We start from the raw sequence: 24507 nt of genomic DNA, 5'->3' as shown, positions 1-24507 counted from the left end.
TCAGGGCTGGCTAGTCCCGGTCCCTGCCTTCCCGGGTGGACGTCGGCGTTGGCGTTGGCGTGGGCGTGGCCGTTGGTGACGGCGGTGGAGGCGGCGCCTTGGCCACCACAATGCTGATCGTCTTGCCCTGCTCCACGGTGGCATTGACGGCGTCGCTTTGGTCCGTCACCCGCCCGGCCTCCACCTGGCCGTTCTCCACCTCGATGACATTTGGTACCAGGCCCAGCTCCTTGAGCGCGGTCTCCGCCTCCTCGCGGGTACGCCCGCGGAGTTCTGGGACCGCCACCTTGCCTGTGGAAACCACCAGTTCAACAGTGGTTCCCACGCCTACCATCTGACCCGGGGCAGGGCTGGTGGTAATCACGATCCCCGCGGGGACGGTGGCACTGTTGGCGGTGGTGGTGGACGGGGCGCCCACCAGCCCGCTTTGGCGCAGGATGTCCCGGGCGGCCGCTTCGGTCTTGCCCGGGAGGCTCTCCGGTATCTTGACGGCGCTGGGTCCCTCCGAGATGTTCAGGACCACCTCCGTGCCGGGGTCGAGGGAGCCGGACGCCGGATCGGTGCCGATAGCCGTGCCTTTGGGGACGGTGTCGTGCTGCAACCGGACAATCCTGGGCGGAAGGTCGGCGTTGTACAGTTCCTGCAAGGCGGCCGATTCCGTCATTCCGGCCACTGCCGGAATTTGCACCTGCACCACAGGTGCAGGGCGGTTGACCGTGTTGTACAGCCACAGGCCGCCACCGGCCAGGACCAGCAGGGTGACGACCACGAGGGTGGTTATCCACGCACGACGGCGGGACTTCTGCCGGGCGGTCCGCTCGCGTTCCGGCGCGAGCCCCAGGGGCAACGGCTCCGGCGCGGGGGTCTCTTCTGCCTGCAGGGCGGGCACGGCTGTGGTGCCGCCGTCGGAGTATCCGCGGGTGGCGGCCAGCCGGCCGGTCGGGGCGTCGTCCAGGAAACTCGCACCGGTCACGGCGAAAGCCTGTGTTGCCGGAGCCGCTGCCGGCACATGGTCGTTCGGGTCGGTATGGGCCTCGGACGCGGGCACCGCAGGAACCGGTATGCCGGACCTCGCGGCGCGGAGCGCGCGCCGGAATGCTGCGGCATCCTGGAACCTGTCCTCACGGTTCTTTTGCAAGGCTTTGGCCAGTACGGAGTCCAGTGCCGGGGACACGTCAGGATTCAGGCTGCTGGCTGGTTCCGGAATCTCACGGACGTGCTGGTAGGCCACGGAAACCGGGCTGTCACCGATGAAGGGCGGCCGGGACGTCAGCATTTCATAGAGCAGGCAGGCTGCGGAGTACAGGTCGCTCCGGGCATCAACCGTCTCGCCCCTGGCCTGCTCCGGTGATAGGTACTGCGCAGTGCCCACCACTGCCTGCGTCTGGGTCATGGTGGCCGACGAGTCAGCGATGGCACGGGCGATGCCGAAGTCCATCACCTTAACGGAATCCGTACCTTCGCAGTACATGACGTTGGCGGGTTTGATGTCCCGGTGCACAATGCCGGCCTTGTGGCTGTATTCCAGGGCGGCGAGGACGCCAAGGCAGTAGTCGATGGCGTGGTCGATGGTGACCTTGTTGCCGCGGATGAGCTCGCGGAGGGTGTTGCCCTCAACGAACTCCATCACGATGTAGGGCACCCGGATGTCTTCGGCGGAACCGTCCGGAACCAGGTGTTCCCCGGTGTCGTAGATGGCAACAATGGACGAGTGGTTCAGCGCTGCAACGGCCTGGGCCTCGCGCTTAAAGCGCGCCTGGAACTGCGGATCCCGTGCCAGGTCCGGACGCAGCAGCTTAATGGCGACCGTCCGCCCCAGCCGGGTGTCGGTGCCCCGGTAAACGTCCGCCATGCCCCCGCGGCCGATCAGGCTGCCAAGTTCATAGCGGCCGCTCAGGACACGCTGGTTGTCCACCGGCAGGCTGTCCTCCCGGTGCATCGGTGTGCGCGGTGACTCGTTCACTGTCAGTCCTGGCTGGCTATGGCGCGCAGGTTGCGGGCACTCCCGGCAACTGGCCGTCGGCGCAATCGGGCAAGGGTGACTCGGCGGTGGGTGCGGCTACCGAGGACGTGGTGGGCGCAGGCGTGGATGGGGGCGTTGTAGTGGGGGCCGGCGGTGCCACCGCGTACGTCACTGTGATGGGAGATCCAACGGGCAAAGGACCGGTGGGGTTCAATTCCACCACCGTTCCCGGCGCGGCGGTGTTTGTTTGAAGCGGTACCACAGTCACTGCAAGCCCCAGGTTCGAAAGCTGCGACTGAACCTGGCGGTAGTCCTTGCCCAGGTACGCGGCAGGGATGACGTTCACGGTCTCCTGCGTAGGCTCCTGGGTAGGAGTTGGTGTATTCCGTGTGGCTGTGGGCGTCGGCGAAGAAGCGGTCCTGGTGGGGCTGGCGCTGCTGGTCTGCGGGCTGCTCGACGGCGGACTGGAAGTGGGGTTATTGGAAGGAAAAAGGATTCCCTGCTGGTTCAGGAAGAATCCCACCAGGGCGAACAGCACCAGCAGGATCAGGGCGATCAACGGCCACGTCCAGGGGCTGCGGCGTTTGCGCTCCGGCTCATCGGCGGGCTCGTCGTCGTACGTGGTTTCTTCCGGAACCCAATTGCGCTCGGCGGCCAGCGCGTTGGCGCGTGCCAGCGGGCCTTGGGGGCCGTCCGGTTCGCCGGCCGATGCGCCGGCAGCGCCGGCAGCTACCCCCGCGGCTGCACCTGCCGCTCCGGCTCCAAGCACCGGCAGGGCTGACGTGGGCGTCGGCGAGGAATCACGCGAGGCGCCGATGACGCCCGTGGGAGCGGTGGCGGTATCAACGGGGGCCGTAATGGGTCCCGTTGATGCATCGAAAAGAAGCATGCCGGGCACCGCAGCGCGCGCTGCGTTGATGTCACCGTTGCGGATGGCCTCAGCCGCTTCCGCCAGCTTGATGGCGTTGGCCGGCCGGTCCTTCGGATCTTTGGCCAGCATGGACATCAGCAGCGCGCGGACGGGTGCTGGGAGGCTCTCCGGGAGCGGCGGCGGAGCATCGTTGACCTGGGCCAGGGCGATGGCAATCTGGGACTCCCCGGAGAAGGGCCGGTGTCCGCTAAGGCACTCGTATCCGATCACGCCCAGGGAGTAGATATCGGACGAACCGGTGGCAGTCTGGCCGGTGGCCTGCTCGGGCGCCAGGTACTGGGCGGTGCCCATGACCTGGCCTGTCTGCGTGAGCGGAACCTGGTCTGCGAGGCGGGCAATGCCGAAGTCCGTGACCTTGACGCGACCGTCAGGGGTGATCAGGAGGTTTCCCGGTTTGACGTCGCGGTGCACCAGGCCCTGCGCATGGGCTACGGCAAGGGCGCGGGCGGTCTGCGAGATGATGGACAGTGTACGGTCCGGGGACAGCACCTGCTCGTGCTCGATGATGCTGCTCAGCGGCTGCCCGGGAACGAGTTCCATGACCAGGTAGGCAGAGCCCTCCTCCTCGCCGTAGTCGAAGACATTGGCGATGCCCACATGGTTCAGGAGTGCCGTGTGGCGGGCCTCCGCACGGAAGCGCTGCAGGAAGCCGGGATCACCCGTGTATTCCTCCTTGAGCACCTTGATTGCGACGATGCGGCCCAGGACGAGGTCTTTCGCCTTCCAGACTTCCCCCATGCCGCCGATCGCGATCCGCGTGGTCAGCTGGAATCTGCCGCCGAGGGTGATTCCGGTTGTAGGCCTCACTTATTCAACACCGCCTCAAAAATTCTCTTCGCGTTCGGACTGGTCAGCTGTGCGCCGGTAGTGATGTCTACGCCCTCCATGACGATGGTGACACCCACCTGCGGGTTGTTTGCGGGGGCAAACCCGGTGAACCACGAGTTGTTGGTTCCGTTGCCGAGCTCCGCCGTTCCGGTCTTGCCTGCTACCTGGACGCCCGGTACGGCTGCGCGGTTCGCGATGCCCTGGCTGACTGCGCTGACCATCCACTCGGTGATCTGGTTGGCGATCTCCGGAGTGGTGGAGGTGCGCAGCTGCTTCGGCTGTGGTTCGTCGATGACGCGGAGATCCGGGGATCGCAGGGTCTTGATGAGGTTGGGCTGCATCTGTGCGCCATCGTTTGCTATGGCGGCCGTCATCATGGCTATCTGCAGCGGCGTGGCGCGTACGTCCTTCTGGCCGATGGCGGACTGTGCCAGGCCCGGCGCGTCCAGGTCATCCGGGAAGGTGTTCCCGACGGCGTGGCCGAGCTTCAGCTGGTCGCCCACTTCTTCACCGAACCCGAATTTTTTCGCCTGTTCTGCGATGGCGTCCCGGCCAAGGTCCAGGGCGATGCTGGCGAACGGGGTATTGCAGGACTGCTGCAGTGCGAAGGCGAAGCCGGCAGTGTCCCGGGTGTAGCAGTTGCCGCCCGCGTAGTTGGGAAGCCGGTACTGGATGCCCTCGAACGGCATTTCGGCCGGGTTCGGAAGTTCGCTGTCCTTGTTGTACTTCCCGGATGCAAGGGCCGCGGCGGTATCCACCAGCTTGAACACGGAACCGGGTGCCAACTGCTCTCCGGTAGGCCCGCTGACGTTCTGGTTGAGGTTGATTCCCGGCACCTTGACCAGTTCATTCATGCTGGCATCAGCTGCCGCGAGGTCCTGGGTGGCTACAAGGTTCGGGTTATAGGAAGGCTTGGACACCATGGCCAGGATGGCACCGGTCTTGGGGTTGGTGACCACAATCGATCCGCGTTGCCCGTCCGGGATCAGGCTGTAGGCCAGTTGCTGGAGTTCGGGGTCGATGGTGAGTTCCACCGATGCGCCCTTGGGCTGGTTGCCGAGGAACAGCTGTCCAACCCGGTCCAGGAACAGCTGGTCCGAGTTGCCGGCCAGCTCGCCCCCCATCGACTGTTCCAGGCCGGTGGCGCCGAAATTTTGCGAGAAATAGCCCGTGATCCCGGCGTACAATTCCGGTTGCGGATAGGTGCGCTGGAAGGCGCAGGTCTCCGAACCGGTTTCCACGGACTCTGCCACGGGAGACCCGCCAACGATGATGGCACCGCGGTCATTGCAGAAGCTCTGCAGGACAGCGCGCTGGTTCCAGGGGTTTGCCTTGAGCTCGTCGGCCCCTATCACCTGGACATAGCTGATGGCACCGAAGATGAGGGCGAACATGGCGATGGCCGCCACCCACGAGTGTCGTATTGCCTGGTTCACGGGTGCTTCACCGCCTCGGTTGGAATATCAATGCCTGTTGCTTCTGTTCCCTTGGCCGGCGGCAACGGTGTTGTGTCCACGGGGCCGCGGGCCGTGTGCGAAATCATCAGGAGCAGGCCAACAATGATCCAGTTGGCCAGCAGGGACGACCCGCCCGCCGCAAGGAACGGCGTGGTCAGGCCCGTCAGGGGAATCAGCCGCGTCACTCCGCCGATCACCACGAAGCACTGGAGCGCCACCGCGAAGGACAGGCCGCAGGCCAGGAGCTTTCCGAAAGCGTCCCGGGTGCCCAGTGCAGCGCGGAAACCGCGCGTGAACAGCAGGAGGTACATCAGGACGACGGCGAACAGGCCGATCAGCCCCAGCTCCTCGCCCAGCGAGGCAATGATCATGTCACTGTTGGCGAACGGAACGAGGTCTGGCCGCCCCTGGCCAAGTCCCGTACCCACCAGCCCGCCGTTAGCCATGCCAAAGAGTCCCTGGATGATCTGCCGGCTGCCGCCGGGGAACCGTTCGTAAACCTCGGGCGTGAACGCGTTGAGCCAGCCGTCGATCCGAAGCTGCACGTGGGAGAAGACCTGGGCTGCCACGAAGCCGCCGCCTGCGATGAGCGCAAGGCCGATGACCACCCAGCTGATTCGGCTGGTGGCCACGTAGATCATCACGATGAACAGGCCGAAGAACAGGATGGAGGAACCGAGGTCACGCTGGAAGATGAGCACGCCGATGCTCACCAGCCAGGCGGTGATCATGGGTCCCATGTCCTTGAAGCGGGGGAACTGAAGGGGACCGACTTTCCGGCCTGCAAGCAGGATGAGGTCGCGGTTGGAGGACAAATACCCGGCGAAGAATATGGCCAGGGTGATCTTGGCGACTTCGCCCGGCTGGAACGTCATGGGGCCGAGGCGGATCCACACCCGGGCGCCGAGGATCTCGCCGGCGCTGATGCCCGGAACCAGCGGCAGGATGAGGAGGAGGGCACTGGCAGCAAGTGAGATGAAGGTAAACCTGCGAAGGATCCGGTGGTCCTTGAGGAACCAGATCACGGCGATTGCGACAGCCATTGCGATCAGGGTCCAGCGCAGCTGATTGTTCCCGGTGTCGTCACCCGGTGCGTCAAGGCGGTGGATCATGGCCAGGCCGATCCCGTTCAGCGCCACCACCAGGGGAAGTATTACGGGATCTGCATATTTGGCGCGGAAGCGAAGGACACCGTGGAATACCAGCGCGGCCACCGCCAGGAGGCTGGACTGGAACCAGAAATCGGAATCGAAGGCCTTGTCCTGGTCAACGCCCACCAGCATGTTCGCCCCGATGCCCACTGCCAGGGCAAGCAGGAGCAGCGCGAGCTCAACGTTGCGGCGTGGTTTGGGAGTCGTGCTGAGCTGGCTCATTGGCCCACCTCGCAGGTAACAGTGGGAGACGGTGAGGGGGACGGGCTGGCCGGAACGGGCGCGGCAGACTCTGTCGGCACCGGCGCGGCCGATTCAGGCGCCGAGGCAGGCGGTGAGGGCGTGGCGGGCGTCGAGGGTGCGGCTGTAGCTGAAGGGGAGGGGCACTCCTCCTCGGGCGATGTGGTTCCCGTCAGTTCGAGGTTCTTCACGATCCGTTGCGCGTCATAGAGGTCATTCGCAGGTACCGTCTGGCGGACCCGCTGCTGGGAGAAGGGCGGCAGCGAGTCCATCCGGATTTCCGTGACCGTTTCGAGGCTGGACAGTTGGATGGGTCCCAGCCGCTGGGAAACCCCGTTGAAGATGGCGACGTGGGAATCGAATTCACCAATGTAGTAGCGGGTCTGCGTCCAGGCATAACCCACCCACAACCCGACGGTCAGGACGACCAGGACGGCGGCGGCGATAGACCAGGTGACCCACCGCCGGGGCTTCAGCGGCACAAGGGTTTCGTCCTCGTCGCCGGAGGGCGGTTCTGCCTTGTGGGTGAGGAGGGTGGCAGCCCGGCGTGCCACAGTTCGTCCGGCGATGGTGGGGATGGAACCTGACTCGGCGGCTGCCGCGGCGGCGCCCACGAGTTCATGCGGCCTGGTGGAAAGTTCTTCCCGGAGCACTTCTGCCGTCAGGTGCTCGCCCAGATGGGGATCAGTGGAAGCAGGCTCGGCCACGCTGGACCCGGATTGATCGGGGGCGGACTCTTCCGAGCGGTCGCCCTTGCCAGGAGCACCCTGCCCGGAATCATCGGCAGCCGGTGCAGCGGAGCCTGCAGGGGTGGCCCCCGACTCCTCCGGTTTAGGCCTTTCGCCGGCAGATGCGCCCGGGGTGCCTGCCGCGGCAGCGGGCTTGGTGCCCACAACGGGAGGGATAATTTCGACGGCGGCCGTGCTGACGTCGTCGGGCGTTTCTTCAACGATCTCCACCATGACAACCGTGACGTTGTCCGGGGAGCCCGCTTCGAGGGTCAGTTCCACGAGGGTTTCAACGCACTCGCGGAGGTCCTTCGTTTCCTTGACTGTGCGCTCGACCGCGTGCCCGGCGACGTAATTGAGGCCGTCGGAGCAGAGCAGCCAGCGGTCGCCCGGCTTCACGTCCAGGGTGTCGAGGTCCAGTTCGGGGCTCGCGTCAACGTCGCCAAGGACGCGCATGAGTACGTTCTTGTGGGGGTGGCTTTCCGCTTCTTCGGGCTTGAGCCTGCCTTCGTCGATCAGCCGTTGGACGAATGTGTGGTCCACGCTGACCTGTTCGAATTCGCCGTCGCGCAGCCGGTAGGCGCGGGAGTCCCCAATGTGGGCGAAGTGGAGCCTGCCCTCGGCCAGCAGCAGCGCCGTAACCGTGGTCCCCATCCCGGCCAACCTGGGGTTGATGTGCACGAGCTCGGAGAGCAGGGAATTGGCAGTTTGTATTTCATCGGCGAGGATGGTGCCGGCGTCGCCGTCGTAGTCCGCCCGGTCCAGGTGGATCATGTCCAGGACGGTCGCGGCAGAGGCGACGTCTCCGCCGGCGTGGCCGCCCATGCCGTCGGCAACCACGGCCAGGTGGCGTCCCGCGTACGCCGAGTCATCGTTTTTCGACCGGATCCGGCCGACATCGGAGCGCGCTGCGTAGCGCATGATGAGGGGCCGCTCCGCGGGCTGTTGCCCGTCTGCGGTGTTCTTAGGGACGGCCACGGCTATGGCCTCAATTCGATGACCGTCTTGCCGATTCTCACAGGTACGCCTGGCTCAACGGGGAGGGCACGGGTCAGTTGCTGGTCCGCAAGGTAAGTTCCGTTGGTGGAGCCCAGATCCTCAATGAACCAGCGGCTGCCCTGGGGGAACAGCCTGGCGTGGCGGCCAGAGGCATAGTCATCCTCAAGCACGAGTGTTGCCTCCTGGGCGCGTCCTAACAGGATGGGGCTGGCGGCAAGCGGCAGCGAGGTCCCCTTCAGCGGGCCCTCGACCACCACCAGTTGCCTGGCCTGCTGCCTGGCGGGCGCCGGCGGGGTTTCCGCCAGGTCCGGATTCTTGCGGACCTGCCGCGCGGTGGGTGCCCCCGATGCCGCTTTTCGCCCCACCATGAGGTCGCGCCGCATGGCGGAGACGATGCTGAAGATGAGAACCCACAGGAGCAGCAGGAAGCCGAACCGCAGCGCGGTGATGGTCAGGTCGCTCATGCGCGGCCACCCGGGCTGGCTGGAAGCAGGCGGAAGATGATCTTTGTCCGTCCCATCGTGATGGTGGAGCCGTCAGTAAGTTCGGTGCTTCCGGAGACCTTTTGGCCGTTGACGTAGCTTCCGTTGGTGGAACCCATGTCCACAGCACTGGAGACGCCGTTCGCGGTGCGGATTTCCAGGTGGCGGCGGGAAACACCCGTGTCCTCGACGTGGATGTCGGCTTCCGAAGACCTGCCAAGCACGATGGACGGGGCGTTGAGGGAGTAGCGCTGGCCGTCGATGTCCAGCACGGGCTGGAGCCGGACCGGCTGGCGGCTGGGTGCTGCCGGAACGTTGGGCCGGGCAGGTGGATTGGCGGGTGCGCCGGAGGATTTTTCCGACGAGGAGACAATTTCGAAGTCGCCGGCCCGCAGTTCTGCGTCGCGGCGGAAGGAGATGCGCACCGAACCCTGCAGGGTGTAGCCCTGGCTGCGGACGTGGTTGATGACCACGTCGCAGAGTTCCTCAGCCAGCGGGGTGCCCCATTCCTGGGCGCGGCGGAAGTCGTCGTCGCTGAGCTGCACGTCAAAGACGTTCGGCGCCAGGGTGCGCCCGGCGGTTACCGTGAGGGATTTGTGGTCAACTTCGCGGCGCAGCCTGCTGGCTATTTCCACAGGTTCAACCTGGGCTTTGGATCCGGTGGAGAAGACGCCCCGGACAGCCTTTTCAATGCCGCGTTCAACTTTGTCCAGCAGGCCCATGGTTCTTCTCCTTTCTCCCCGGATGCGGGGCAGTTTTCGTTCCGGAACTTCACTGCGCGTGTGGTTCACAAGCCAACAGTGCGCCTGCATGGCGCAGCCGCCTCTACATCCGATACTACTGGGCTGCCCTGTGAATGACCTTAATCCACAACGGCCCGCCCTCCGGAAAAGTTCAGTTCCCGGGGGTAACGGAACCATGCGTGGCGTGGGTTCCGGCGGTGTCAGGACCTGGATTCCTGCCTCGCCGCACGGGGTGTCCTACCGGCCGTCGGAGGCCAATTGGTGTTTTGCGGCATCTGTCCGTTATGCTTGATCTCGCTGCTTTTACAAGGCTGCGGATCCGGGAAACCGGATGCGGCCCGGTGAAAGAAGTTGCGCGCGAGTGGCGGAACGGCAGACGCGCTGGCTTCAGGTGCCAGTGTCCGAAAGGGCGTGGGGGTTCAAATCCCCCCTCGCGCACGCAAATGATAGAGCCCCGGTCTTAGGATCGGGGCTCTTTTGCGTTCCCCTGGCCCGCCGCTTGCCACGTTTCCCCCTGGGATGGCCAATTCCCCCCGAAAGGCGGAGGGGAATTGGCCATAACAAGGGGAAAACTTAGCTGGCTGGCCGCGCGGAAGCCCTGAACCGGCGTCGGGAGTTGGCCAGGTGGCTGCGCATGGCGGCCGCCGCCGCCGTCTCGTCACCGTCTGCGATCGCCTCCGCGATGGAACGGTGCTCCTGCACCACTTGGTCAAAGTGGTCGCGGGCATAATGCTCGACGCCGGTCATCAGGCGGGTGCGCGGCATGGCGATCATGGTCTGCCCCAAAGCGGCGAGGCAGTCGGAGTAGTACGGGTTGCCGGAGGCCACCGCCACCGCCTTGTGGAATTCGAAGTCGGACTTCATGGCGTGGGCGGGATGGTCAGCGCTGGCAGTGAAGTCCTCAAGCGCCGATTTAACGGCACGCAACTGCCTTTCCGTGTGGTTCCGAGCCGCCAGCGCTGCGGCCTCGGTTTCCACGCCCATACGGAAAGCCAGCAGGTGCAGTCGGTCCTCGGTGGTGGCCACCGAACGGGCTCCCGGCGCTGCCAAGGGCCCGTCCATGGGCGGTGTGAGCGCGAAACTGCCGCGGCCACGTTCGGTTTCCACCAGCCCTTCGGCCTGCAGCCGGGTGAGGGCGGCGCGCACTACCGTGCGGCTGACACCGAAATCGCTGATCAGCGCGTTTTCGCTGGGAAGCTTCTCACCGGGCTGGATGACGCCGTCCACGATGCGGTTTCGAAGGTCGGCGGCAAGGTCCGCGGTGAGGTTCCGGCTCATGGCATCAAGGTTACGCGCCGAACTCCACGGACTCGGTGGTCCAGGCGCGGGCCTGGTCGCTGAGGCTGACGCCGAGGCCCGGGCGGTCCGGAACGATCATCCGGCCGTCCTTGGTTTCAAGGCGCTCGTTGAATAGCGGGTCCAGCCAGTCGAAGTGTTCCACCCAGGGCTCCCGCGGGTAGGCCGCTGCCAGGTGGAGGTGGATCTCCATGGCGAAGTGCGGTGCCAGGCCCAGTCCGCGTTCATCGGCTAGGGCGGCGAGGCGCAGGAACTGCGTGATGCCGCCGACCCTCGGGGCGTCCGGCTGGATGATATCGCAGCCATTCGCTGCGATCAGGCCCTTGTGCTCGGCAACGGAAGCGAGCATTTCGCCCGTGGCAATGGGGGTGTCCAGCACCTGGGCGAGGTGCGCGTGGCCCTCGAAATCGTAGGCGTCCAGGGGTTCCTCGATCCAGATGAGGTTGAATTCCTCAAGCTGCCGGCCCATGCGCAATGCGGTGGCGCGGTCCCACTGCTGGTTGGCGTCCACCATCAGGGGCACGTCCCAGCCGATGTGATCGCGGAGGCCGGCAACACGGCGCAGGTCCTCTGCCGTGTCCGGCAGGCCTACCTTGATCTTGACACCGCCGATGCCCTCCTCAATTGACTGCGTGGCACGGGCTTTCACCTCGTCGAGCGTGGCGTTCAGGAAGCCACCGGAGGTGTTGTAGGCCCGGACGGAGTCGCGGTAGGAACCCAGGAGCTTGGCAAGGGGGAGCCCCGCACGCTTGGCCTTGAGGTCGTAGAGGGCGATGTCGATGGCGGCGAGGGCCTGGGTGGCGACGCCGGACCTGCCAACCGACGCGCCGGCCCAGAGGAGTTTGGTGTAGAGCTTGCCGATGTCGTTGGGGTCCTCGCCGATGATGCCCTCGGCTACTTCCTTGGCGTGCGCGTACTGGGCGGGACCGCCGGCGCGCTTGGAGTAGCTGAAGCCGAGGCCGGTGTGGCCCTGTTCCGTGGAGATCTCGGCGAAGAGGAAGACCACCTCGGTCATGGGCTTCTGGCGGCCCGTGAACACCTTCGCGTCGCTGATGGCCACGGAAAGCGGGAGGCGGGCGGTGGACAGCTTGACATGCCGGATCAAGTCGACGGTGGTCATGGGTTCTCCTTAGGGGGTTCCGGGGCTCCATCGCCCGCCCTCTTATAGTACAAGTCCATTACTTATAGTACAAGTTGCGACGCCCGATTCACTTGTCATCGATTGGCCAGTGACCGAGGCGCAATGTAACGTTTAGGTCACCGGCCGGCACACACGCCCGGCGGAACATCGTGAATGTTTCCGGGTGTGGTAGGGCTCCAGGCGGAGCGCCGTGCGCTTCCCAGGCCGTGACCCTTTCCGGGCGGGAACTCCTTAGGGGCCTGTCCCTTCCGCACTCCCATGAAGAGGCTTTGTTTTCCATGCGCAGAACTAATCTGCTGGCTACTGGCATGCTCTTGGCGCTGCTCGCCACCTCGGCGTGCAGCGCAGCCGATCCACATTCACCGACGGACACGTCCGGCTCCGCGGAGACCGGCGCGGCAGTTGGCTCCGGCGCCAGCGACAGGTCCGCCGCCGAGGTTGGCGCCAGCCAGCTGGCCGCGGCGGAAAAAGCCAAGGTGGCCGCCGCGAAGAAGGCAGAGGAAGCAGCTGCCGGGAAGGCCAAGGCAGACGCTGCCGCCACAGCAGAAGCGGAAGCGGAAGCCGCGAAGAAGGCGGAGGAAGCCGCTGCTGCCGAGAGGGCAAAGGCAGCAGCAAAGGCGAAGACGGACGCTGCCCTTGCCGTGACTGGAGGCGGAAACGCCCTTGTTCCTCCTGCCCCGGCACCCGCAACACCCGCAAAAGCACCGGCACCTGCGCCCGTCCAGCCGGCGTCGTCCCCGGAGCGAATCGTCACCACCGCCTACACGACGGCGTACACCTGGTATGACAACACGCCGGCCGGCTCTGCCGCGATCAGCCACCCTGTACTGCACAAGACTGCCGGGGGCACCGGCACGTACGAGGATCCCATCACGATCGCTGTTGGGCACTCCCTCGCCACCGGCCAGGACGTCCTCGATTTCCCGGCGGGTACCAGGATCTACCTTCCGAACGTCCGCCGCTACTTCATCGTCGAGGACACCTGCGGTGACGGCGGCCGTCCCCAGGACGGCGGGTGCCATCAGGGCACCAACGTTCACGGCACCAACTCCACCATCTGGATCGACATGTGGATCGGAGGCCAGAGCACCAGTGCAGACGGCGCCGACAGCTGCGCCTCCAAGGTGACCGGTGTGCAGACCGCCGTTTTCAACCCTTCCGGCAACTACGCGGTGGCTGCGGGTGCAGGCGTCATCCACGACGGCCGGTGCGATGCCGGCTACGGCAACGAGCTTGTAAAGCAGTAGGCAGGGCGCCGAAAGATACAAAGCGGGGACCGGCACGCCATGTGCCGGTCCCCGCTTTCCTCGTGCAGAAGGGCAGTTCAGCCGGCGGCCCTCCGGAGGGCTCCCAACCCGGCAATCAGGGCCTCCAGGCCCAGGCTGAACGCGGTATCGGCAGGCTTCCCGCGCTCCTGCCCGGCCAGGCCGCCCTGCCCAGCGGAACTCCGCACTGCCGCCGTGAAATGCGGATTCGCGTCCGCCATGGATCCGGGCTCAAAGATGTCCCCCGGCGCGGTAACGTCGTACGCGGACCCGAAGATAAAGGACTCCAGGGCCACGATCGCGGAAACAATCCGCTCCTCCGGGAAGCCGGCGTCGAGGAATCCCTTGCTCACTGTCTCGTACATCGACAGGGTCTGCGGGGCGTCCGTCACCGGCAGTACGGCGATGACCGGAATCAGCGGGGTGTGCTCCGCAAAGACGTCCCGGTAGCTCCACGCCCAGATGCGCACGGCGTCCTCCCAGGACTTCGCCCCGAAGGCCGAGACATCCACCAGCGACGTCAGGTGGTCCTCCACCAGCAGCAGGACGTCCCGCTTTGCCGCCACGTGGTTGTACAGGGCCGACGGCGCCACGTCCAGCAGTTTGGCCAGTGCCGCCATGGTGAGCCCGTCGTAGCCCTTCCGGCTGATCAACTCCAGTGCCGCCGTCGTAATTCCCGCCTTGTCCAGTACTGCCGACGACGGCCTGCCCGCCCGACGTCGCCGTGTGTCCGCGGCGATCTCCGCGGTTCGTCCCTGTTCGGCTGGTACTGCCGGCATTCCTGCCCTTTCTTAGGTGGTCCCCAGCATTATTCCACCGGGCACTTCCGGTCGCGGACACAAACAGCTATAGTTCTAATAAATGAACGACATTCATTTAGTGGTTCCCGTCACCTGACGGACCTTAGAGAGGACATCATGCTGAACCTGAACCGCGACGTCGTAGTCGTGGGAGCCGGTCCGTCCGGACTCACCGCAGCCCGTGAACTGAAGAAGGCCGGACTCACCGTCGCGGTGCTCGAGGCCCGCGACCGCGTCGGCGGCCGTACCTGGACCGACACCGTGGACGGCGCCATGCTGGAAATCGGCGGGCAGTGGGTTTCCCCGGACCAGACCGTGCTCCTGGAACTGCTGGACGAACTGGGCCTGCAGACCTACCCCCGGTACCGCGAAGGCGACTCAATGTACATTGGCGCGGACGGTGTGCCGGTCCGCTACACGGGGGACTCATTCCCCGTGCATCCGGACATTGAAGCCGAGATGGACAAACTGATCGGGCTGCTGGACGGGCTGGCCGCCGAGATCGGCGCCACCGAACCGTGGGCACATCCGAAAGCACGTGAATTGGACACCATCTCCTTCCACCACTGGTTGCGGCAGCACTCTGCCAGCGAGGAGGCCTGCAACAACATCGGCCTGTTCATCGCCGGCGGCATGCTCACCAAGCCGGCCCATGCGTTCTCGGCACTGCAGGCAGTGCTGATGGCGGCATCAGCCGGGTCTTTCACCCACCTCACCGATGAGGACTTCATCCTGGACAAGCGGGTGGTGGGCGGCATGCAGCAGGTTTCGCTGCTGCTCGCGCAGGAGCTGGGCGACGACGTCGTCCTCAACTCCCCGGTGCGCACCATCACCTGGGAAGCGGACACCGACGGCGGACACCGCGTCACCGCCGTGTCGGACCAGGCCACTGTCAACGCCCGCTTCGTGATCATGGCCGTCCCGCCCAACCTGTACTCCCGTGTCTCCTTCAACCCGCCGCTGCCCCGCCGGCAACACCAGATGCACCAGCACCAGTCCCTGGGCCTGGTCATCAAGGTTCACGCTGTCTACAGCCGGCCATTCTGGCGGAACTCCGGACTGTCCGGCACCTGCTTCGGCGCCGGGTCCCTGGTCCAGGAGGTCTACGACAACACCAACCACGGCGACACCAGGGGCACCCTGGTGGGCTTCGTCTCGGATGAAAAGGCCGACGCCGTCTTCGAGCTCAGTGCCGAGGAACGCAAGGCCGCGATCCTGGCATCCATCGCCGGGTTCCTCGGCGCCGAAGCCCTCGAGCCCGAGGTCTACTACGAGTCCGACTGGGGTTCGGAGGAATGGACCCGCGGCGCCTACGCCTCCAGCTATGACCTCGGTGGCCTCCACCGGTACGGCAAGGACCAGCACGCACCCGTCGGTCCCATCTACTGGTCATCCTCCGACCTCGCCGCCGAAGGCTACCAGCACGTGGACGGCGCCATTCGGATGGGCCGCCAGACCGCGGCCCGCATCGCCGAAGTTGCGAAGGTGGCCGTCCCGGTCGGATAACCCCGAACCCGGCTAACCCCGCCCGGTCAGGGCCCCGAGCACGGCGGGAAGCAGCAGTCCGTTCCGCCCCCACACCGGATCCAGGACTTCCACGTACCAGGAGTCGGCAAGCAGCAGCGCCAGGGAGTCGTTGGTCTCGTTCGCCCAGTCCCGGATCTGGTCGTCATCCACCGGGTTCTCGCTGGAGCCCAGCACCGTGGTGACCTCGGTTCCGGCGAGCGTGACCGGGATGGCCGCGTTGCTGGCCTCGCCCGGGGCGTGGGCCACGGTGACCAGCTCGGTCCGGGTGGAGAGCCCCAGCAGGTCCCCGGCAACGGCAGCGCTGCAAAAGCCCGTGACGTACTCCCGCTGTGCCGCGGACTCCGACTGAAGGCCGGGCTGGGATTCCTTGGTGAACAGCCCGTTCCGGTTCAGCTCGGCCAGGACTGCGGCGATGGGGCGGGTCTCCTCGTCAAAGCCGGCGGCAAAGTGTCCGGGCTGGTACGAGCTGCCGCCCTCGAGCCAGCGCGCGGTGAGCTCACCGGCAGCCTCAAGGGTGGTGGCCTGGCGCCACACCCCGCGGTCCTCGAGCAGCCGGCCGAACTGGTCGCGTTCCGGCAATTCCTCTGGCTTCATCTTCGGATGCTATCGCCGGTACGGTGGACCCTTCCACCGCCGGCGACACACCGCTTAACGTCCGGTCCTACGCCTGTTCGACGGGATAGCCCGCTGCCCGTTCGGCTGCGGCGAGTGAGGCAGCCAGGCGCGTGACGGCGTCGGGATAGCCCTGGTGGGAACGAAGGCGCAGCTGGTCCGCCGTCCGCATCGCCTTGATGAAAGCCGACGTCTCCGGCAGGCGCACGTCCGTCAGGGCTGGATAGTCGATGCTGCAGGCCGGATCCAGCTCATAGCGCCGCCACCGGGCGAGAAGTTCGTCGTGCCGGGCCCGGGCCGCGAGGTTTGCGGACTCCTGTTCCCGGCTGTTCCGCCGCTCAGCGCGGCGGGTGAGGAAGCGGGGGGTTGCCCGGTAGGCGGCCACACCCGCCGCCACCCCGGCGCCGCCCAGGAACAGGCCGGTCCAAGGGGAGATCAGCGTGGGGATCAGGAGTACAGGGACAGCGACGCAGGCGCCCAGGAACAGATCCCAGAACAACTGGTCTGAACGTTCCGCCTGCGCGTCCCCGCCGGCAAGGGCGCGGCGCCGGACCACGAAGACGGTCGCCGCGACGCTGGCCACCAGCACGGGCCCTGAAAGCAACAGCGCCCAGACCCCCTGGACCAGTCCCTCAAACAAGGATTCCCCCATGGCTGACACCTGACCCCTTTGAAGCGCCCGGGCCACGGAATCCCGGGCTGGTCACTTAATTGCACCGTGTTCGGGAACCAGGGTCAATGGTCTGCCTGCGCTCCGCCGCACAAGCCCACGCAGTCCTGCACCCAGGTCCGGGGCGAGCTGCTGGCCGCGTATCTTTGCATCATGAGACTCAAAATGTGCAGCATCCATGTCAAGGACCCCGCCACCGCCCACGCCTTCTACACAGGCACCCTCGGCTTCGAGACCCTGATGGCCATGCCGGAGTACAACCTGTTCATTATCAAGGACCCCGGCGCGGATGCCGGTTCGGTGGGCCTGCTCCTGGAGCCCAGCGACAACCCGATCGGCGCCAACTACATGAATGCCCTGCATGACGCCGGACTCCCCGCTATCGTCTTCGGCGTACCGGACGTCCGTGCGGAGTATGACCGGCTGATCAACGCCGGGGTGGTGTTCCGGGGCGAACCGGCCGAGGATCCATCCGGGATCAGCGCCGTGTTCGACGACGGATGCGGCAACTTCGTCCAGCTGCACCAGGACTGACGCCTGGGAGAGAAGGCGTCGGCGTTGCCTAGTTGGCCTGGGCCCGGGCCTTCTTTTCAGCCTTCTTCGCCGTATCTTCCTTCACCCGCTGGGCTTCGGCCCGAACTGCAGCATGCGTCGCGCGCTCGGTGACCAGCCACTGCGGGGGAGCCTGCAGCAGTGCGGTGATTTCCGCCGTCGTCAGCGCTTCTTCAACGCCGCCACGCGCCAGGCCGCTGATGGAAATGTTCAGCTTCTGCGCCACTACGGGGCGGGGGTGCGGGCCGTTCCGGCGGAGCTCTGCGAGCCATTCCGGCGGGTTGGCCTGGAGCTCGGCGAATTCCGCCCGGGTAATGGTTGATTCCTGGAACTCCTGCGGTGTTGCGGGCAGGTAGATGCCAAGTTTCTTGGCAACGGTGGCCGGCTTCATGGACTGGGAGTTTGCAGAGGTCATGCTTCAAGGGTATCCGGGCGGACGGTACTGTGAAGACGTGCCCACCGACAACACCACCCCGCTTGACGCTTCCGCCGCGCCCGACGCTTCGGGGGAGCAGGCAGCGCCGCGGACCCTCCGCATCGCCTACGTGGCGGGGGTGACTCCCGGAAAATGGATCCGGCGGTGGGAAGAACGGATGCCGGACATTCCCTTGAACGCGTTCATGCACGACGGCGGCGCGCATGTCGAGGTGGTCCGCGGGGGCAGGGCGGACATGGCCTTTGTCCGGCTCCCCGTCGAGCGCGACGGCCTGAGCGTGATTTCGCTCTACGAGGAGCAGCCGGTAGTGGTGGCGCCCAAGGGCCACGAGATTTCCGTGTTCGAGGAAGTGGCACTCGCAGACCTGGAGCAGGAGCAGTTCCTTGACGTTGCCGGCCTGGGCGGACCTGAAGCAGCGCTTCAGGTGGTTGCCGCCGGGGCCGGCCTGGCCGTCCTGCCAATGTCAGTAGCCCGCCACTTCAACGTCAAGGACACCGTGGCGCGGCGGCTCACGGGCGCCGCCGGAACTGAAATTGCCTTGGTCTGGCCAGCGGACGCCACTGATGACGTCCTTGAGGAGTTCATCGGAATTGTCCGGGGACGCACGGCCCAAAGCTCCCGGCAGCCCTCCGCCCAGCCGGTGAAGGTGAAAAAGGACCCCAAGCCGGACCGCCGCGGCAGCGGAACCAAAAAGGCGCCCAAGGTGGCCCAGCGGTACGCCCCCAACCCGGACAAAGGCCGCGGCAAGGGCTCCCGCAAGAAAGGCAAGCGCTAGGCCAGGGTCAACCCCGGGACGCGCGGGCTCAGTAACGGTTCCGAGGGGGAACCCGGCCCGGGCGGCTTTGCCGGGCCTTCCGAGCCCGCAGGACGCGGCTGATGATTGTGGGAAGCAGGGCGAAAAGCAACTTCTTCATGGATTCGGTTCCTTGGATCGGTGTCGACGGAGAACCGCAGGGCCGCCCTTCCCAGGTGGAAGAGCGGCCCTCGGCGAACTGTCCTAGGTGTTTTGGACGTTGGTTTTGGCGTCGGTGGCGCGGTCTTTGACGTCGGTGGCGGCGTGTTGGCCTTCGGTTTTGATGTTTTGGGCTGCGTCGGTTGCGGTGGCTTTGACGTTTTCCATGGCTTCCTGGGCGGGTTCCTTGAGGTCCTGGACCATGTCTTTGGCGGCGTCGGTGACCTGGGTGGCCAGGGGCTGGGCTGCGGTTTTGAGCTGGTCCGCGGCTTCGCGTTCTTTCTGGCTGGCCGGGATCAGGGCGGAGAGGAGCATGCCGGCGCCGAAGGCGATGAGCCCGGCGGCCAGCGGGTTGCCCTGGGCCTGGGCCTTGACCTGGTCCGGTGCGTGGGAGATCGCGGTCCCGGCGTCGGAGAGCCTGGCGGCGACGTTGTCCTTGGCGCCGTGCAGGGTGTCGCCGGTGGAGTGCAGGGCGTCTCCGGTGTGGCTGGTGCCGGAGGAGACTGTGTCCTGCATGCGGGTGGTGGCGGTGTCTGCTGCTCCCATGATTTTCTCCTTCACCCCGGTGACAGCGTCTTTTACTTTGTCGGTTTGGCGGTGGACGATGTTGGACGGGGTGACTTTGTCCGCGACGGCGTCCACGTTGGTGCCCAGGCGGGCGCGGGTGGCTTCTATGTCTTGGCGGATTGCGTCCGGGTTATCGCTCATCGGTTGACCTCACCTGGTTTTAGGGTTGGGGGGATTTCGGAAAGTGTTTCCCCGGTTTGGGGCATGCCCTTGATTTGTTTGAGTTCCTTGCGGCCGATGCTGGCCAGGATGGCGGCGATGATGGCCCAGATCACGGCGACGATCACGGCGGCCCAGCCCAGGGGCATCAGGGCGCCCAGGGCGAACATCAGCGCCAGCGACAGGAAGAGCAGGACGAAGTGTCCGGCCACGCCGGCGCCGGCGAGCATGCCGCCGCCCTTCCCGGCCTTGGTGGCTGACTGTTTCGCTTCGGCTTTGGCCAGCTCCAGTTCCTGGCGCATCAGGGTGGACAGGTCCCGGGTCACATCACCCAGCAACTCACCCAGCGAAGCGTTATCAGCCTTCTGATGCGCCTCACTGGGCGGCATCTCAGGAATCTGGCTACTCACAGCTGCCGTCCTTCCGTTGACCGGTAGGTGCCGTCCGGGCCACGGTAGCTGCCGTCCTCATCCCGGTACGGGTCATCCTCGAACCGGAGCGGGGAGTCGTCTGCGGTTCCGGACGGCAAGGTGGAGGTGGACACCGGCGCCCCGGCGCCCACCGTGGGTTCCCCGAAGAGATCGTCAGTGCCGGCGGCGTATACCGTCTCCTGGTGCAACGGGGCTACCGGCTGGGCGGGGACGGAGCGCTGCGACGGTGATGCCTGTCCGGAGCTTCGGGTCTCCGGAGCGCCTGCGGTGAGACCGCGGGTGAGGCGGCCGGCCAGGACACCGGCACCGGCGGCCAGCAGCAGGAAGGTTCCCGGACGGTTCCGGGCGAACCGCTGGACCTCGCCGAGCAGGTCACCCGGCTCCTTGTTCTCAAGCCAGGTAGCCATTGACGACGTTCGCTCTGCGGCCTGGCGGATCAGGTCGCTGGCCACGCCCTGCTGGTCCGGGGCGTCCGCCATGCTCTGCAACTGGCTGGAAATGGTCCGGATGCCCTCGGCCGCCTTCTGCTGCTGCGTGCCGGCCTGGCTGCTCAGGCCCGACTTCGCCTGGCCGAGCAAATCCTTGGCACTGGACTTCGCCTCGGCCGCTACGTGTGCCGCCTCACTCTTGGCCGTCTGTGCCACTCCCTGGGCGGCGGATGCTGCTTCACCGGCAACATTCGAAGCCTCGTCCTTGGCCGCTTGGGTCTTGGAGGTGCTGGAGGTGTCCGCGGCAGTAGTAGTGAAGCTGCCGTCAGCTCCTGTTGCCGGCGCGGCAAACGGGTCGGTTGCTGCGGTGCTGGGGGTCTGGGGCCATTGGTTCTCTGTCATCGGGCTCTCTTCCTCAAGGGTTGGCTGGCGATCAAGAACCAGCAGTGCTGGCAATTAGTAAGCATGGTTACTAACTAGATACTAAGCACACTTTGCTTTTGTTGCGCAAGGGGGGCCGGGCTCCTTCGCCGGATTTCTCGAATCGCTGCCGAGGGAGGATAGTAAGCTTACTTGCGAATATGATGCTAAGCATGCTTATTGTAGGAGCGTAGAGACGCAGGCGCACCCGCAGATTGCCACCTACAGGAAGGCCACGGCCGATGACGAGCAACCTCGATCCCGATGCCCGGAACAGCTACCGCCTCATCACGTTGGCGGCACGCCTGGTCCAGCGGCGCCAGGATGACGCGCTCGCTCATCTGGGCTTGACCCGGGCTGCTGTCATAGCGCTTGAGGGACTGGCGTCAGGCCCGCTAAACCAGGAGCAGTTAGCTGACGCTATTCGCGTGCAAAGCCAGACGCTGGGCCGGATCCTTACCCGGCTCGAAGCTACGGGGCATATCACCAGGACCCGGCAGGCGACGGACCGCCGGCAGCTGAAAGTCGAACTTACCGAGGCTGGCGCCGCCGCGCTGGAAGCGGCCCGCCATGCCGAAGTCAATGCCTACCCCGACGATCCCAGCATTGGCTGGAAGGTGCTGCAGGACGAGCTGACCAAGTTCGTAAGCGCCTTGCCTGCAAGCCGGCATCCGGAGGTGGTCCCCTTCGTGGCGCCCGACCACCGGGCCGCACGAAGGGCGCATGCGGCAAGACCGGGCGGACGGCGTGGAATAGACCCGCATCCAGACGTGGGCCCGCAGCAGGAGCCGGAGCAGGAGCCGGGGAAGACCCCCGGCCCCGAATAGGCGGGCTAAGCCGAGCAGGCGTCCTTCAGGGCCTGGACCGACTCTGCCGGCACCTGGTCACCGGCCTCCGCAATCTCACCCAACGGTGTCGTGATGTCTGTTGGGACACCTGCCGTGCGGGCGGCGGACACCAGCCCGGCGAGCACCTGCTTGTCCTCGACGCTCACCAGTCCGTCCTGGATGACGACGCAAATCTGCCGCTTGACTTCGTCCGCGGCCGCTGTGGCAACCTTGGACGCGGCGTCGCTGGCCGCATTGCCGGCAGCCTCCTCCACGGCACTGCAGCCGGCGAGCAGCAGCATTAAGGGGACGGCGGACAGGGCGGCAAGGCGGCGTTTCATTGTTCCAGCCTAGCCTTTGGCCGGAAGTCCGTGCCCAGCCGGCGAAAATCAGCGGGAGCTGGCTGCGGGCACGCCCATAATGCTGTCCAGCAGCGCGTTCCGGAACTTGCCGTCAGGATCGTGCGCTGATGCCAGCGTACGGAAGCCTGCGAACCGGGGGTAAAGCCGCTCCCAGTCGTGGCGTGATGGCGAGAACAGCTTGCCCCAGTGCGGCCGGGAGCCAAAGGGACGCAGCAGGTCCTCCAGCTCCGGAAGAATGGCCTCCACTTCGGGCTGCATAGGCTTCCAGGTGAAATGCAGGGCGGCGCTTTGCTGACGATAGAAAGGACTGAGCCAGAAGTCATCGGCGGCCCCAGTTCGGATTTCGGAGACGAACAGCAGGGGTGCCAGCCTGTCCGCGAGGCCGCGCACCGCCTCGATGGCGGCGGGCGCGTGCTCGAGCGGCAGGATGAATTCGCTTTGCAGCTCCTCGCCCTTGCTTGGCGTGAACTCGTGGCGGAAATGCGGCAGCCGGTCCAGCCACAGCCCGGGCTCGTCCATCTGGGGCGTGCAATTCTCCGCAGACATGTCCGGCAGCGGGTGCCGGGGCAGGGTGGCGGCCGCTGCGCCGAACAGATCGGTCAGGGGTGGTTCGTCATCCAGTGCCTTGAGCCAGACCTGGCTGATGGCATCGCCGGCATAGTTGGTAAAGAGGCTCACGCTGTAGGCGCTGGAGACCAGGCCGGTAAAGTTCTCCAGTGCACGTTCCCACGGCACGTTCTCCAGGACCCGCTGGCGCATCCGGAAGCTGGGGCGGACGGATAGTTCGAGTCCGGTGACAACGCCAAAGGCACCCAGGCCCACCACGGTTGCCAGGAACTCGTCGCCGTCGGCGCGGGACAGTCGGACCAGGTCACCGGAGGGCCGGACCAGCTCGATGGCCTGCACAGCTCCGGCCAGGGACTGGTTGTCAACGCCGGACCCGTGTGTGCCCGTTTGCACTGCCCCCGCCACCGAGATGTGCGGCAGTGAGGCAAGGTTGTGGATGGCCATGCCGGATCGTTCCAGCGTGCGGCACAGTTCTCCATAGCTGACTCCGCCGCTGACGCGCACATTGCCTTTGGTGGAGTCAAGGTCAACCTGCTGCGGCAGGGCGTCCAGCACAACGTGGATCCCGTCGGTGTCGCCCACCCTGTTGAAGGAGTGCCGGGATCCCAGCGCCTTCACGCGGGGTGAACGGGCAACCACCTCGGCCAGCTCGGCCACGGACTCCGGCCGATGGACGTCCGTTGAGGCGTATTCGAGGTTTCCTGCCCAGTTCTTCATGCAGTTGGCTTTCCGGTCGGTCGGCGGGGGATGACTTCCTCAACTGTCAGCGCTAACAATCCGTGTGTCAAGGCAGCTCGGCGTGAGAAGCGGCCGTGGCGCCACGCGGTTGCAGGGCACATTGGTGCCCTCTTCTCTATCGTTGTAGATTTGTCGGTTGGCACTCGTCCAAAACGGCCGTGCTCCCAGGTCAGGAATCTGCTTCCTTGTTCCAGTGGTCCGGGTGGGACAGCATCCGCGGCAGCTGTGTGGCAGGGGTCCCGCGGGCTGCGTTCACCTGTGCCTGGGTGAGGAACAGTGCGCCGGCGAGGTTGGCGCCGTCGAACCTCGCATCGCGCAGGTCCGCGCCCAGCAAATCCACCCCGGTGAGGTCGGCGCCGCGAAGATCGGCCCCGATGAGGCAAGCAGCGCGAAGGTCTGCGCCGCATAACTGCCGGCTCTTCAGGTTCGCGCCTGCCAGGTCGGCGCCCGGCTGCAGGCTGCCGCTGCCGGGGCATTCGTCCGGGCATTCGTCCACAGAGAAATAGCCCGTCCGGACCTCCGTGCTTACCTCGCGCAGCAACTCACCGGCGCGGCCGTGCAAGGATTCCAGGTCAAGGTCCAAAAGGTGCTGCAGTCCGCTTTTCGCCGCGGATTCAAGCTCACCCCGCAATACCTGCACTTCGGCGGCGGTGTCCGGGCTGAACACCCGTGCCTCGGCTTCAGTCAGGAGCCAGATCATTTCATGCAACTGCTTCATGATCCTGAAAGCCGCGAACATGGCCGGTTTGGAATCCGGGTTCTGGCGCCAGCTGATCCCCTGGAACAGGTCCTGGCTGACTGCCTGGCCGGCGCCGAAGCAGTCAAAGACTGTGCAGCCGCGGAAGCCGCGGGACCGGAGCCGGTCATGGATGGTGCAGGAGAAGTCCATCGCTAGGTTGGGGCACGGCGAGGCCGGCGGCTTGTCGATGGCAAAGTCGGCCGAGCGGGAAAAACCGAATGCTGTGCAGCAAAGCGCGAAGCAGCTTGAGCAGTCGGGGCGCAGACTGTCCAGCTGAACGGGCGCAGTTGGGCCCGGGGGCAAGGTATTCATGGGGTCTCCCGAGGATAGTGCGGATGGCGGCGCGGGGAGGAGGGGAACTCGTGGGTGAGTTCCCCTCCCGGGCACGCTGAATCACCGCTCCAGTGTGGGGAGACGGGAGGAGACTGCGGAAGCTGCGGGTCACAGACAAGAAATGGAAATCACTGCCTTCAGGGTATCCGCCTTGGAGACCTGT

Annotated in this window: 24 protein-coding genes and 1 tRNA gene; 6 read left to right on the top strand and 19 right to left on the bottom strand. The window is 65.8% G+C overall.

Going from position 1 to position 24507, the window contains the following annotated elements; genetic code table 11:
* Positions 1–10: 10 nt before the first annotated feature.
* From pknB to AC5RUU_RS05045, 7 genes are read right to left on the bottom strand one after another with little or no spacing between them, the layout of a single operon-like run.
* Positions 11–1939 carry a Stk1 family PASTA domain-containing Ser/Thr kinase gene (gene pknB, locus AC5RUU_RS05075; RefSeq protein WP_493974327.1) on the bottom strand — a complete coding sequence of 643 codons (1929 nt, stop codon included), beginning with the start codon at positions 1937–1939 and terminating at the stop codon, positions 11–13.
* A gap of 40 nt (positions 1940–1979) precedes the next feature.
* Positions 1980–3701 carry a protein kinase domain-containing protein gene (locus AC5RUU_RS05070; RefSeq protein WP_493974127.1) on the bottom strand — a complete coding sequence of 574 codons (1722 nt, stop codon included), beginning with the start codon at positions 3699–3701 and terminating at the stop codon, positions 1980–1982.
* The gene (locus AC5RUU_RS05065) at positions 3698–5158 is read right to left on the bottom strand and encodes a peptidoglycan D,D-transpeptidase FtsI family protein (RefSeq protein ID WP_493974126.1); all 1461 of its coding nucleotides are present in this window, start codon (positions 5156–5158) and stop codon (positions 3698–3700) included. The genes AC5RUU_RS05070 and AC5RUU_RS05065 overlap by 4 nt, the downstream gene beginning before the upstream one ends.
* Positions 5155–6552 (bottom strand): FtsW/RodA/SpoVE family cell cycle protein, encoded by a 1398-nt coding sequence (locus tag AC5RUU_RS05060; RefSeq protein WP_493974125.1) that lies wholly within the window; start codon positions 6550–6552, stop codon positions 5155–5157. The genes AC5RUU_RS05065 and AC5RUU_RS05060 overlap by 4 nt, the downstream gene beginning before the upstream one ends.
* Positions 6549–8276, bottom strand: a complete 1728-nt coding sequence (locus tag AC5RUU_RS05055; RefSeq protein WP_493974124.1) for a PP2C family protein-serine/threonine phosphatase — start codon at positions 8274–8276, stop codon at positions 6549–6551. The genes AC5RUU_RS05060 and AC5RUU_RS05055 overlap by 4 nt, the downstream gene beginning before the upstream one ends.
* A gap of 2 nt (positions 8277–8278) precedes the next feature.
* On the bottom strand, positions 8279–8761 hold the full coding sequence (locus tag AC5RUU_RS05050) for an FHA domain-containing protein FhaB/FipA (RefSeq protein WP_493974123.1): 483 nt from the start codon (positions 8759–8761) through the stop codon (positions 8279–8281).
* On the bottom strand, positions 8758–9501 hold the full coding sequence (locus AC5RUU_RS05045) for an FHA domain-containing protein (RefSeq protein ID WP_493974122.1): 744 nt from the start codon (positions 9499–9501) through the stop codon (positions 8758–8760). Before AC5RUU_RS05045 ends, AC5RUU_RS05050 begins: the two co-directional genes overlap by 4 nt.
* 376 nt (positions 9502–9877) lie before the next feature.
* Between AC5RUU_RS05045 and AC5RUU_RS05040 the strand changes: the two genes are divergently transcribed.
* Positions 9878–9960 (top strand) — tRNA-Leu (locus tag AC5RUU_RS05040).
* A 135-nt stretch (positions 9961–10095) separates the two neighbouring features.
* On the opposite strand, the gene AC5RUU_RS05035 is transcribed toward AC5RUU_RS05040, so the two are convergent.
* Together AC5RUU_RS05035 and AC5RUU_RS05030 are read right to left on the bottom strand one after the other, a co-directional pair.
* The gene (locus tag AC5RUU_RS05035; protein ID WP_493974121.1) at positions 10096–10800 is read right to left on the bottom strand and encodes a FadR/GntR family transcriptional regulator; all 705 of its coding nucleotides are present in this window, start codon (positions 10798–10800) and stop codon (positions 10096–10098) included.
* A gap of 10 nt (positions 10801–10810) precedes the next feature.
* Complete coding sequence (locus tag AC5RUU_RS05030; protein ID WP_493974120.1) at positions 10811–11938, bottom strand: L-talarate/galactarate dehydratase; 1128 nt, start codon at positions 11936–11938, stop codon at positions 10811–10813.
* Positions 11939–12237: 299 nt separating this feature from the next.
* Here AC5RUU_RS05030 and AC5RUU_RS05025 point away from each other — a divergent pair, with 299 nt between their 5' ends.
* Positions 12238–13206, top strand: coding sequence for a hypothetical protein (locus tag AC5RUU_RS05025; RefSeq protein ID WP_493974119.1), 969 nt, complete (start codon positions 12238–12240; stop codon positions 13204–13206).
* 77 nt (positions 13207–13283) lie between these two features.
* On the opposite strand, the gene AC5RUU_RS05020 is transcribed toward AC5RUU_RS05025, so the two are convergent.
* Positions 13284–14003 carry a TetR/AcrR family transcriptional regulator gene (locus AC5RUU_RS05020; protein ID WP_493974118.1) on the bottom strand — a complete coding sequence of 240 codons (720 nt, stop codon included), beginning with the start codon at positions 14001–14003 and terminating at the stop codon, positions 13284–13286.
* Between the two features lie 138 nt (positions 14004–14141).
* Here AC5RUU_RS05020 and AC5RUU_RS05015 point away from each other — a divergent pair, with 138 nt between their 5' ends.
* Positions 14142–15530, top strand: coding sequence for a flavin monoamine oxidase family protein (locus tag AC5RUU_RS05015; protein ID WP_493974117.1), 1389 nt, complete (start codon positions 14142–14144; stop codon positions 15528–15530).
* A gap of 12 nt (positions 15531–15542) precedes the next feature.
* On the opposite strand, the gene AC5RUU_RS05010 is transcribed toward AC5RUU_RS05015, so the two are convergent.
* Together AC5RUU_RS05010 and AC5RUU_RS05005 are read right to left on the bottom strand one after the other, a co-directional pair.
* Positions 15543–16145, bottom strand: coding sequence for a DUF6919 domain-containing protein (locus tag AC5RUU_RS05010; protein WP_493974116.1), 603 nt, complete (start codon positions 16143–16145; stop codon positions 15543–15545).
* 67 nt (positions 16146–16212) lie between these two features.
* Entirely contained in the window at positions 16213–16815 is a 603-nt protein-coding gene (locus AC5RUU_RS05005; RefSeq protein WP_493974115.1) for a hypothetical protein, read from the bottom strand.
* Positions 16816–16986: 171 nt separating this feature from the next.
* On the opposite strand from AC5RUU_RS05005, the gene AC5RUU_RS05000 reads away from it, so the two are divergent.
* Positions 16987–17367 (top strand): VOC family protein, encoded by a 381-nt coding sequence (locus AC5RUU_RS05000; protein ID WP_493974114.1) that lies wholly within the window; start codon positions 16987–16989, stop codon positions 17365–17367.
* A gap of 28 nt (positions 17368–17395) precedes the next feature.
* On the opposite strand, the gene AC5RUU_RS04995 is transcribed toward AC5RUU_RS05000, so the two are convergent.
* Positions 17396–17800, bottom strand: coding sequence for a DUF5997 family protein (locus AC5RUU_RS04995; RefSeq protein WP_493974113.1), 405 nt, complete (start codon positions 17798–17800; stop codon positions 17396–17398).
* Between AC5RUU_RS04995 and AC5RUU_RS04990 the strand changes: the two genes are divergently transcribed.
* The gene (locus AC5RUU_RS04990) at positions 17763–18596 is read left to right on the top strand and encodes a LysR family transcriptional regulator substrate-binding protein (RefSeq protein ID WP_493974112.1); all 834 of its coding nucleotides are present in this window, start codon (positions 17763–17765) and stop codon (positions 18594–18596) included. The genes AC5RUU_RS04995 and AC5RUU_RS04990 overlap by 38 nt on opposite strands.
* Positions 18597–18818: 222 nt before the next feature.
* Here the strand turns inward: AC5RUU_RS04990 and AC5RUU_RS04985 are convergent, their stop codons facing one another.
* From AC5RUU_RS04985 to AC5RUU_RS04975, 3 genes are read right to left on the bottom strand one after another with little or no spacing between them, the layout of a single operon-like run.
* Positions 18819–19481: a DUF3618 domain-containing protein gene (locus AC5RUU_RS04985; protein WP_493974111.1), complete on the bottom strand. Its 663-nt coding sequence runs from the start codon at positions 19479–19481 to the stop codon at positions 18819–18821.
* Positions 19478–19888 (bottom strand): phage holin family protein, encoded by a 411-nt coding sequence (locus AC5RUU_RS04980; protein WP_493974326.1) that lies wholly within the window; start codon positions 19886–19888, stop codon positions 19478–19480. Before AC5RUU_RS04980 ends, AC5RUU_RS04985 begins: the two co-directional genes overlap by 4 nt.
* A 17-nt stretch (positions 19889–19905) precedes the next feature.
* Positions 19906–20760 (bottom strand): hypothetical protein, encoded by an 855-nt coding sequence (locus tag AC5RUU_RS04975; RefSeq protein ID WP_493974110.1) that lies wholly within the window; start codon positions 20758–20760, stop codon positions 19906–19908.
* A 260-nt stretch (positions 20761–21020) separates the two neighbouring features.
* Between AC5RUU_RS04975 and AC5RUU_RS04970 the strand changes: the two genes are divergently transcribed.
* Positions 21021–21605, top strand: a complete 585-nt coding sequence (locus tag AC5RUU_RS04970; protein ID WP_493974109.1) for a MarR family winged helix-turn-helix transcriptional regulator — start codon at positions 21021–21023, stop codon at positions 21603–21605.
* A gap of 5 nt (positions 21606–21610) precedes the next feature.
* Here AC5RUU_RS04970 and AC5RUU_RS04965 read toward each other — a convergent pair whose 3' ends face one another.
* The 3 genes from AC5RUU_RS04965 to AC5RUU_RS04955 form a co-directional block, all read right to left on the bottom strand.
* Entirely contained in the window at positions 21611–21946 is a 336-nt protein-coding gene (locus tag AC5RUU_RS04965) for a hypothetical protein (protein ID WP_493974108.1), read from the bottom strand.
* A gap of 48 nt (positions 21947–21994) precedes the next feature.
* On the bottom strand, positions 21995–23251 hold the full coding sequence (locus tag AC5RUU_RS04960; protein ID WP_493974107.1) for a D-arabinono-1,4-lactone oxidase: 1257 nt from the start codon (positions 23249–23251) through the stop codon (positions 21995–21997).
* Positions 23252–23441: 190 nt separating this feature from the next.
* Positions 23442–24323 (bottom strand): pentapeptide repeat-containing protein, encoded by an 882-nt coding sequence (locus AC5RUU_RS04955; protein ID WP_493974106.1) that lies wholly within the window; start codon positions 24321–24323, stop codon positions 23442–23444.
* Positions 24324–24507: the final 184 nt, after the last annotated feature.

It is taken from the genome of Arthrobacter sp. K4-10C (genome assembly GCF_059090085.1).
This window is presented reverse-complemented; position numbering and strand designations above follow the sequence as displayed.

Bases quoted from the DNA above. Each gene is read 5' to 3' on its own strand.
- pknB (WP_493974327.1), bottom strand. From the start codon at position 1,939: ATGCACCGGGAGGACAGCCTGCCGGTGGACAACCAGCGTGTCCTGAGC.
- AC5RUU_RS05060 (WP_493974125.1), bottom strand. From the start codon at position 6,552: ATGAGCCAGCTCAGCACGACTCCCAAACCACGCCGCAACGTTGAGCTC.
- AC5RUU_RS05050 (WP_493974123.1), bottom strand. From the start codon at position 8,761: ATGAGCGACCTGACCATCACCGCGCTGCGGTTCGGCTTCCTGCTGCTC.
- AC5RUU_RS05045 (WP_493974122.1), bottom strand. From the start codon at position 9,501: ATGGGCCTGCTGGACAAAGTTGAACGCGGCATTGAAAAGGCTGTCCGG.
- AC5RUU_RS05035 (WP_493974121.1), bottom strand. From the start codon at position 10,800: ATGAGCCGGAACCTCACCGCGGACCTTGCCGCCGACCTTCGAAACCGC.
- AC5RUU_RS05030 (WP_493974120.1), bottom strand. From the start codon at position 11,938: ATGACCACCGTCGACTTGATCCGGCATGTCAAGCTGTCCACCGCCCGC.
- AC5RUU_RS05025 (WP_493974119.1), top strand. From the start codon at position 12,238: ATGCGCAGAACTAATCTGCTGGCTACTGGCATGCTCTTGGCGCTGCTC.
- AC5RUU_RS05020 (WP_493974118.1), bottom strand. From the start codon at position 14,003: ATGCCGGCAGTACCAGCCGAACAGGGACGAACCGCGGAGATCGCCGCG.
- AC5RUU_RS05015 (WP_493974117.1), top strand. From the start codon at position 14,142: ATGCTGAACCTGAACCGCGACGTCGTAGTCGTGGGAGCCGGTCCGTCC.
- AC5RUU_RS05010 (WP_493974116.1), bottom strand. From the start codon at position 16,145: ATGAAGCCAGAGGAATTGCCGGAACGCGACCAGTTCGGCCGGCTGCTC.
- AC5RUU_RS05005 (WP_493974115.1), bottom strand. From the start codon at position 16,815: ATGGGGGAATCCTTGTTTGAGGGACTGGTCCAGGGGGTCTGGGCGCTG.
- AC5RUU_RS05000 (WP_493974114.1), top strand. From the start codon at position 16,987: ATGAGACTCAAAATGTGCAGCATCCATGTCAAGGACCCCGCCACCGCC.
- AC5RUU_RS04995 (WP_493974113.1), bottom strand. From the start codon at position 17,800: ATGACCTCTGCAAACTCCCAGTCCATGAAGCCGGCCACCGTTGCCAAG.
- AC5RUU_RS04985 (WP_493974111.1), bottom strand. From the start codon at position 19,481: ATGAGCGATAACCCGGACGCAATCCGCCAAGACATAGAAGCCACCCGC.
- AC5RUU_RS04980 (WP_493974326.1), bottom strand. From the start codon at position 19,888: ATGCCGCCCAGTGAGGCGCATCAGAAGGCTGATAACGCTTCGCTGGGT.
- AC5RUU_RS04975 (WP_493974110.1), bottom strand. From the start codon at position 20,760: ATGACAGAGAACCAATGGCCCCAGACCCCCAGCACCGCAGCAACCGAC.
- AC5RUU_RS04970 (WP_493974109.1), top strand. From the start codon at position 21,021: ATGACGAGCAACCTCGATCCCGATGCCCGGAACAGCTACCGCCTCATC.
- AC5RUU_RS04965 (WP_493974108.1), bottom strand. From the start codon at position 21,946: ATGAAACGCCGCCTTGCCGCCCTGTCCGCCGTCCCCTTAATGCTGCTG.
- AC5RUU_RS04960 (WP_493974107.1), bottom strand. From the start codon at position 23,251: ATGAAGAACTGGGCAGGAAACCTCGAATACGCCTCAACGGACGTCCAT.
- AC5RUU_RS04955 (WP_493974106.1), bottom strand. From the start codon at position 24,323: ATGAATACCTTGCCCCCGGGCCCAACTGCGCCCGTTCAGCTGGACAGT.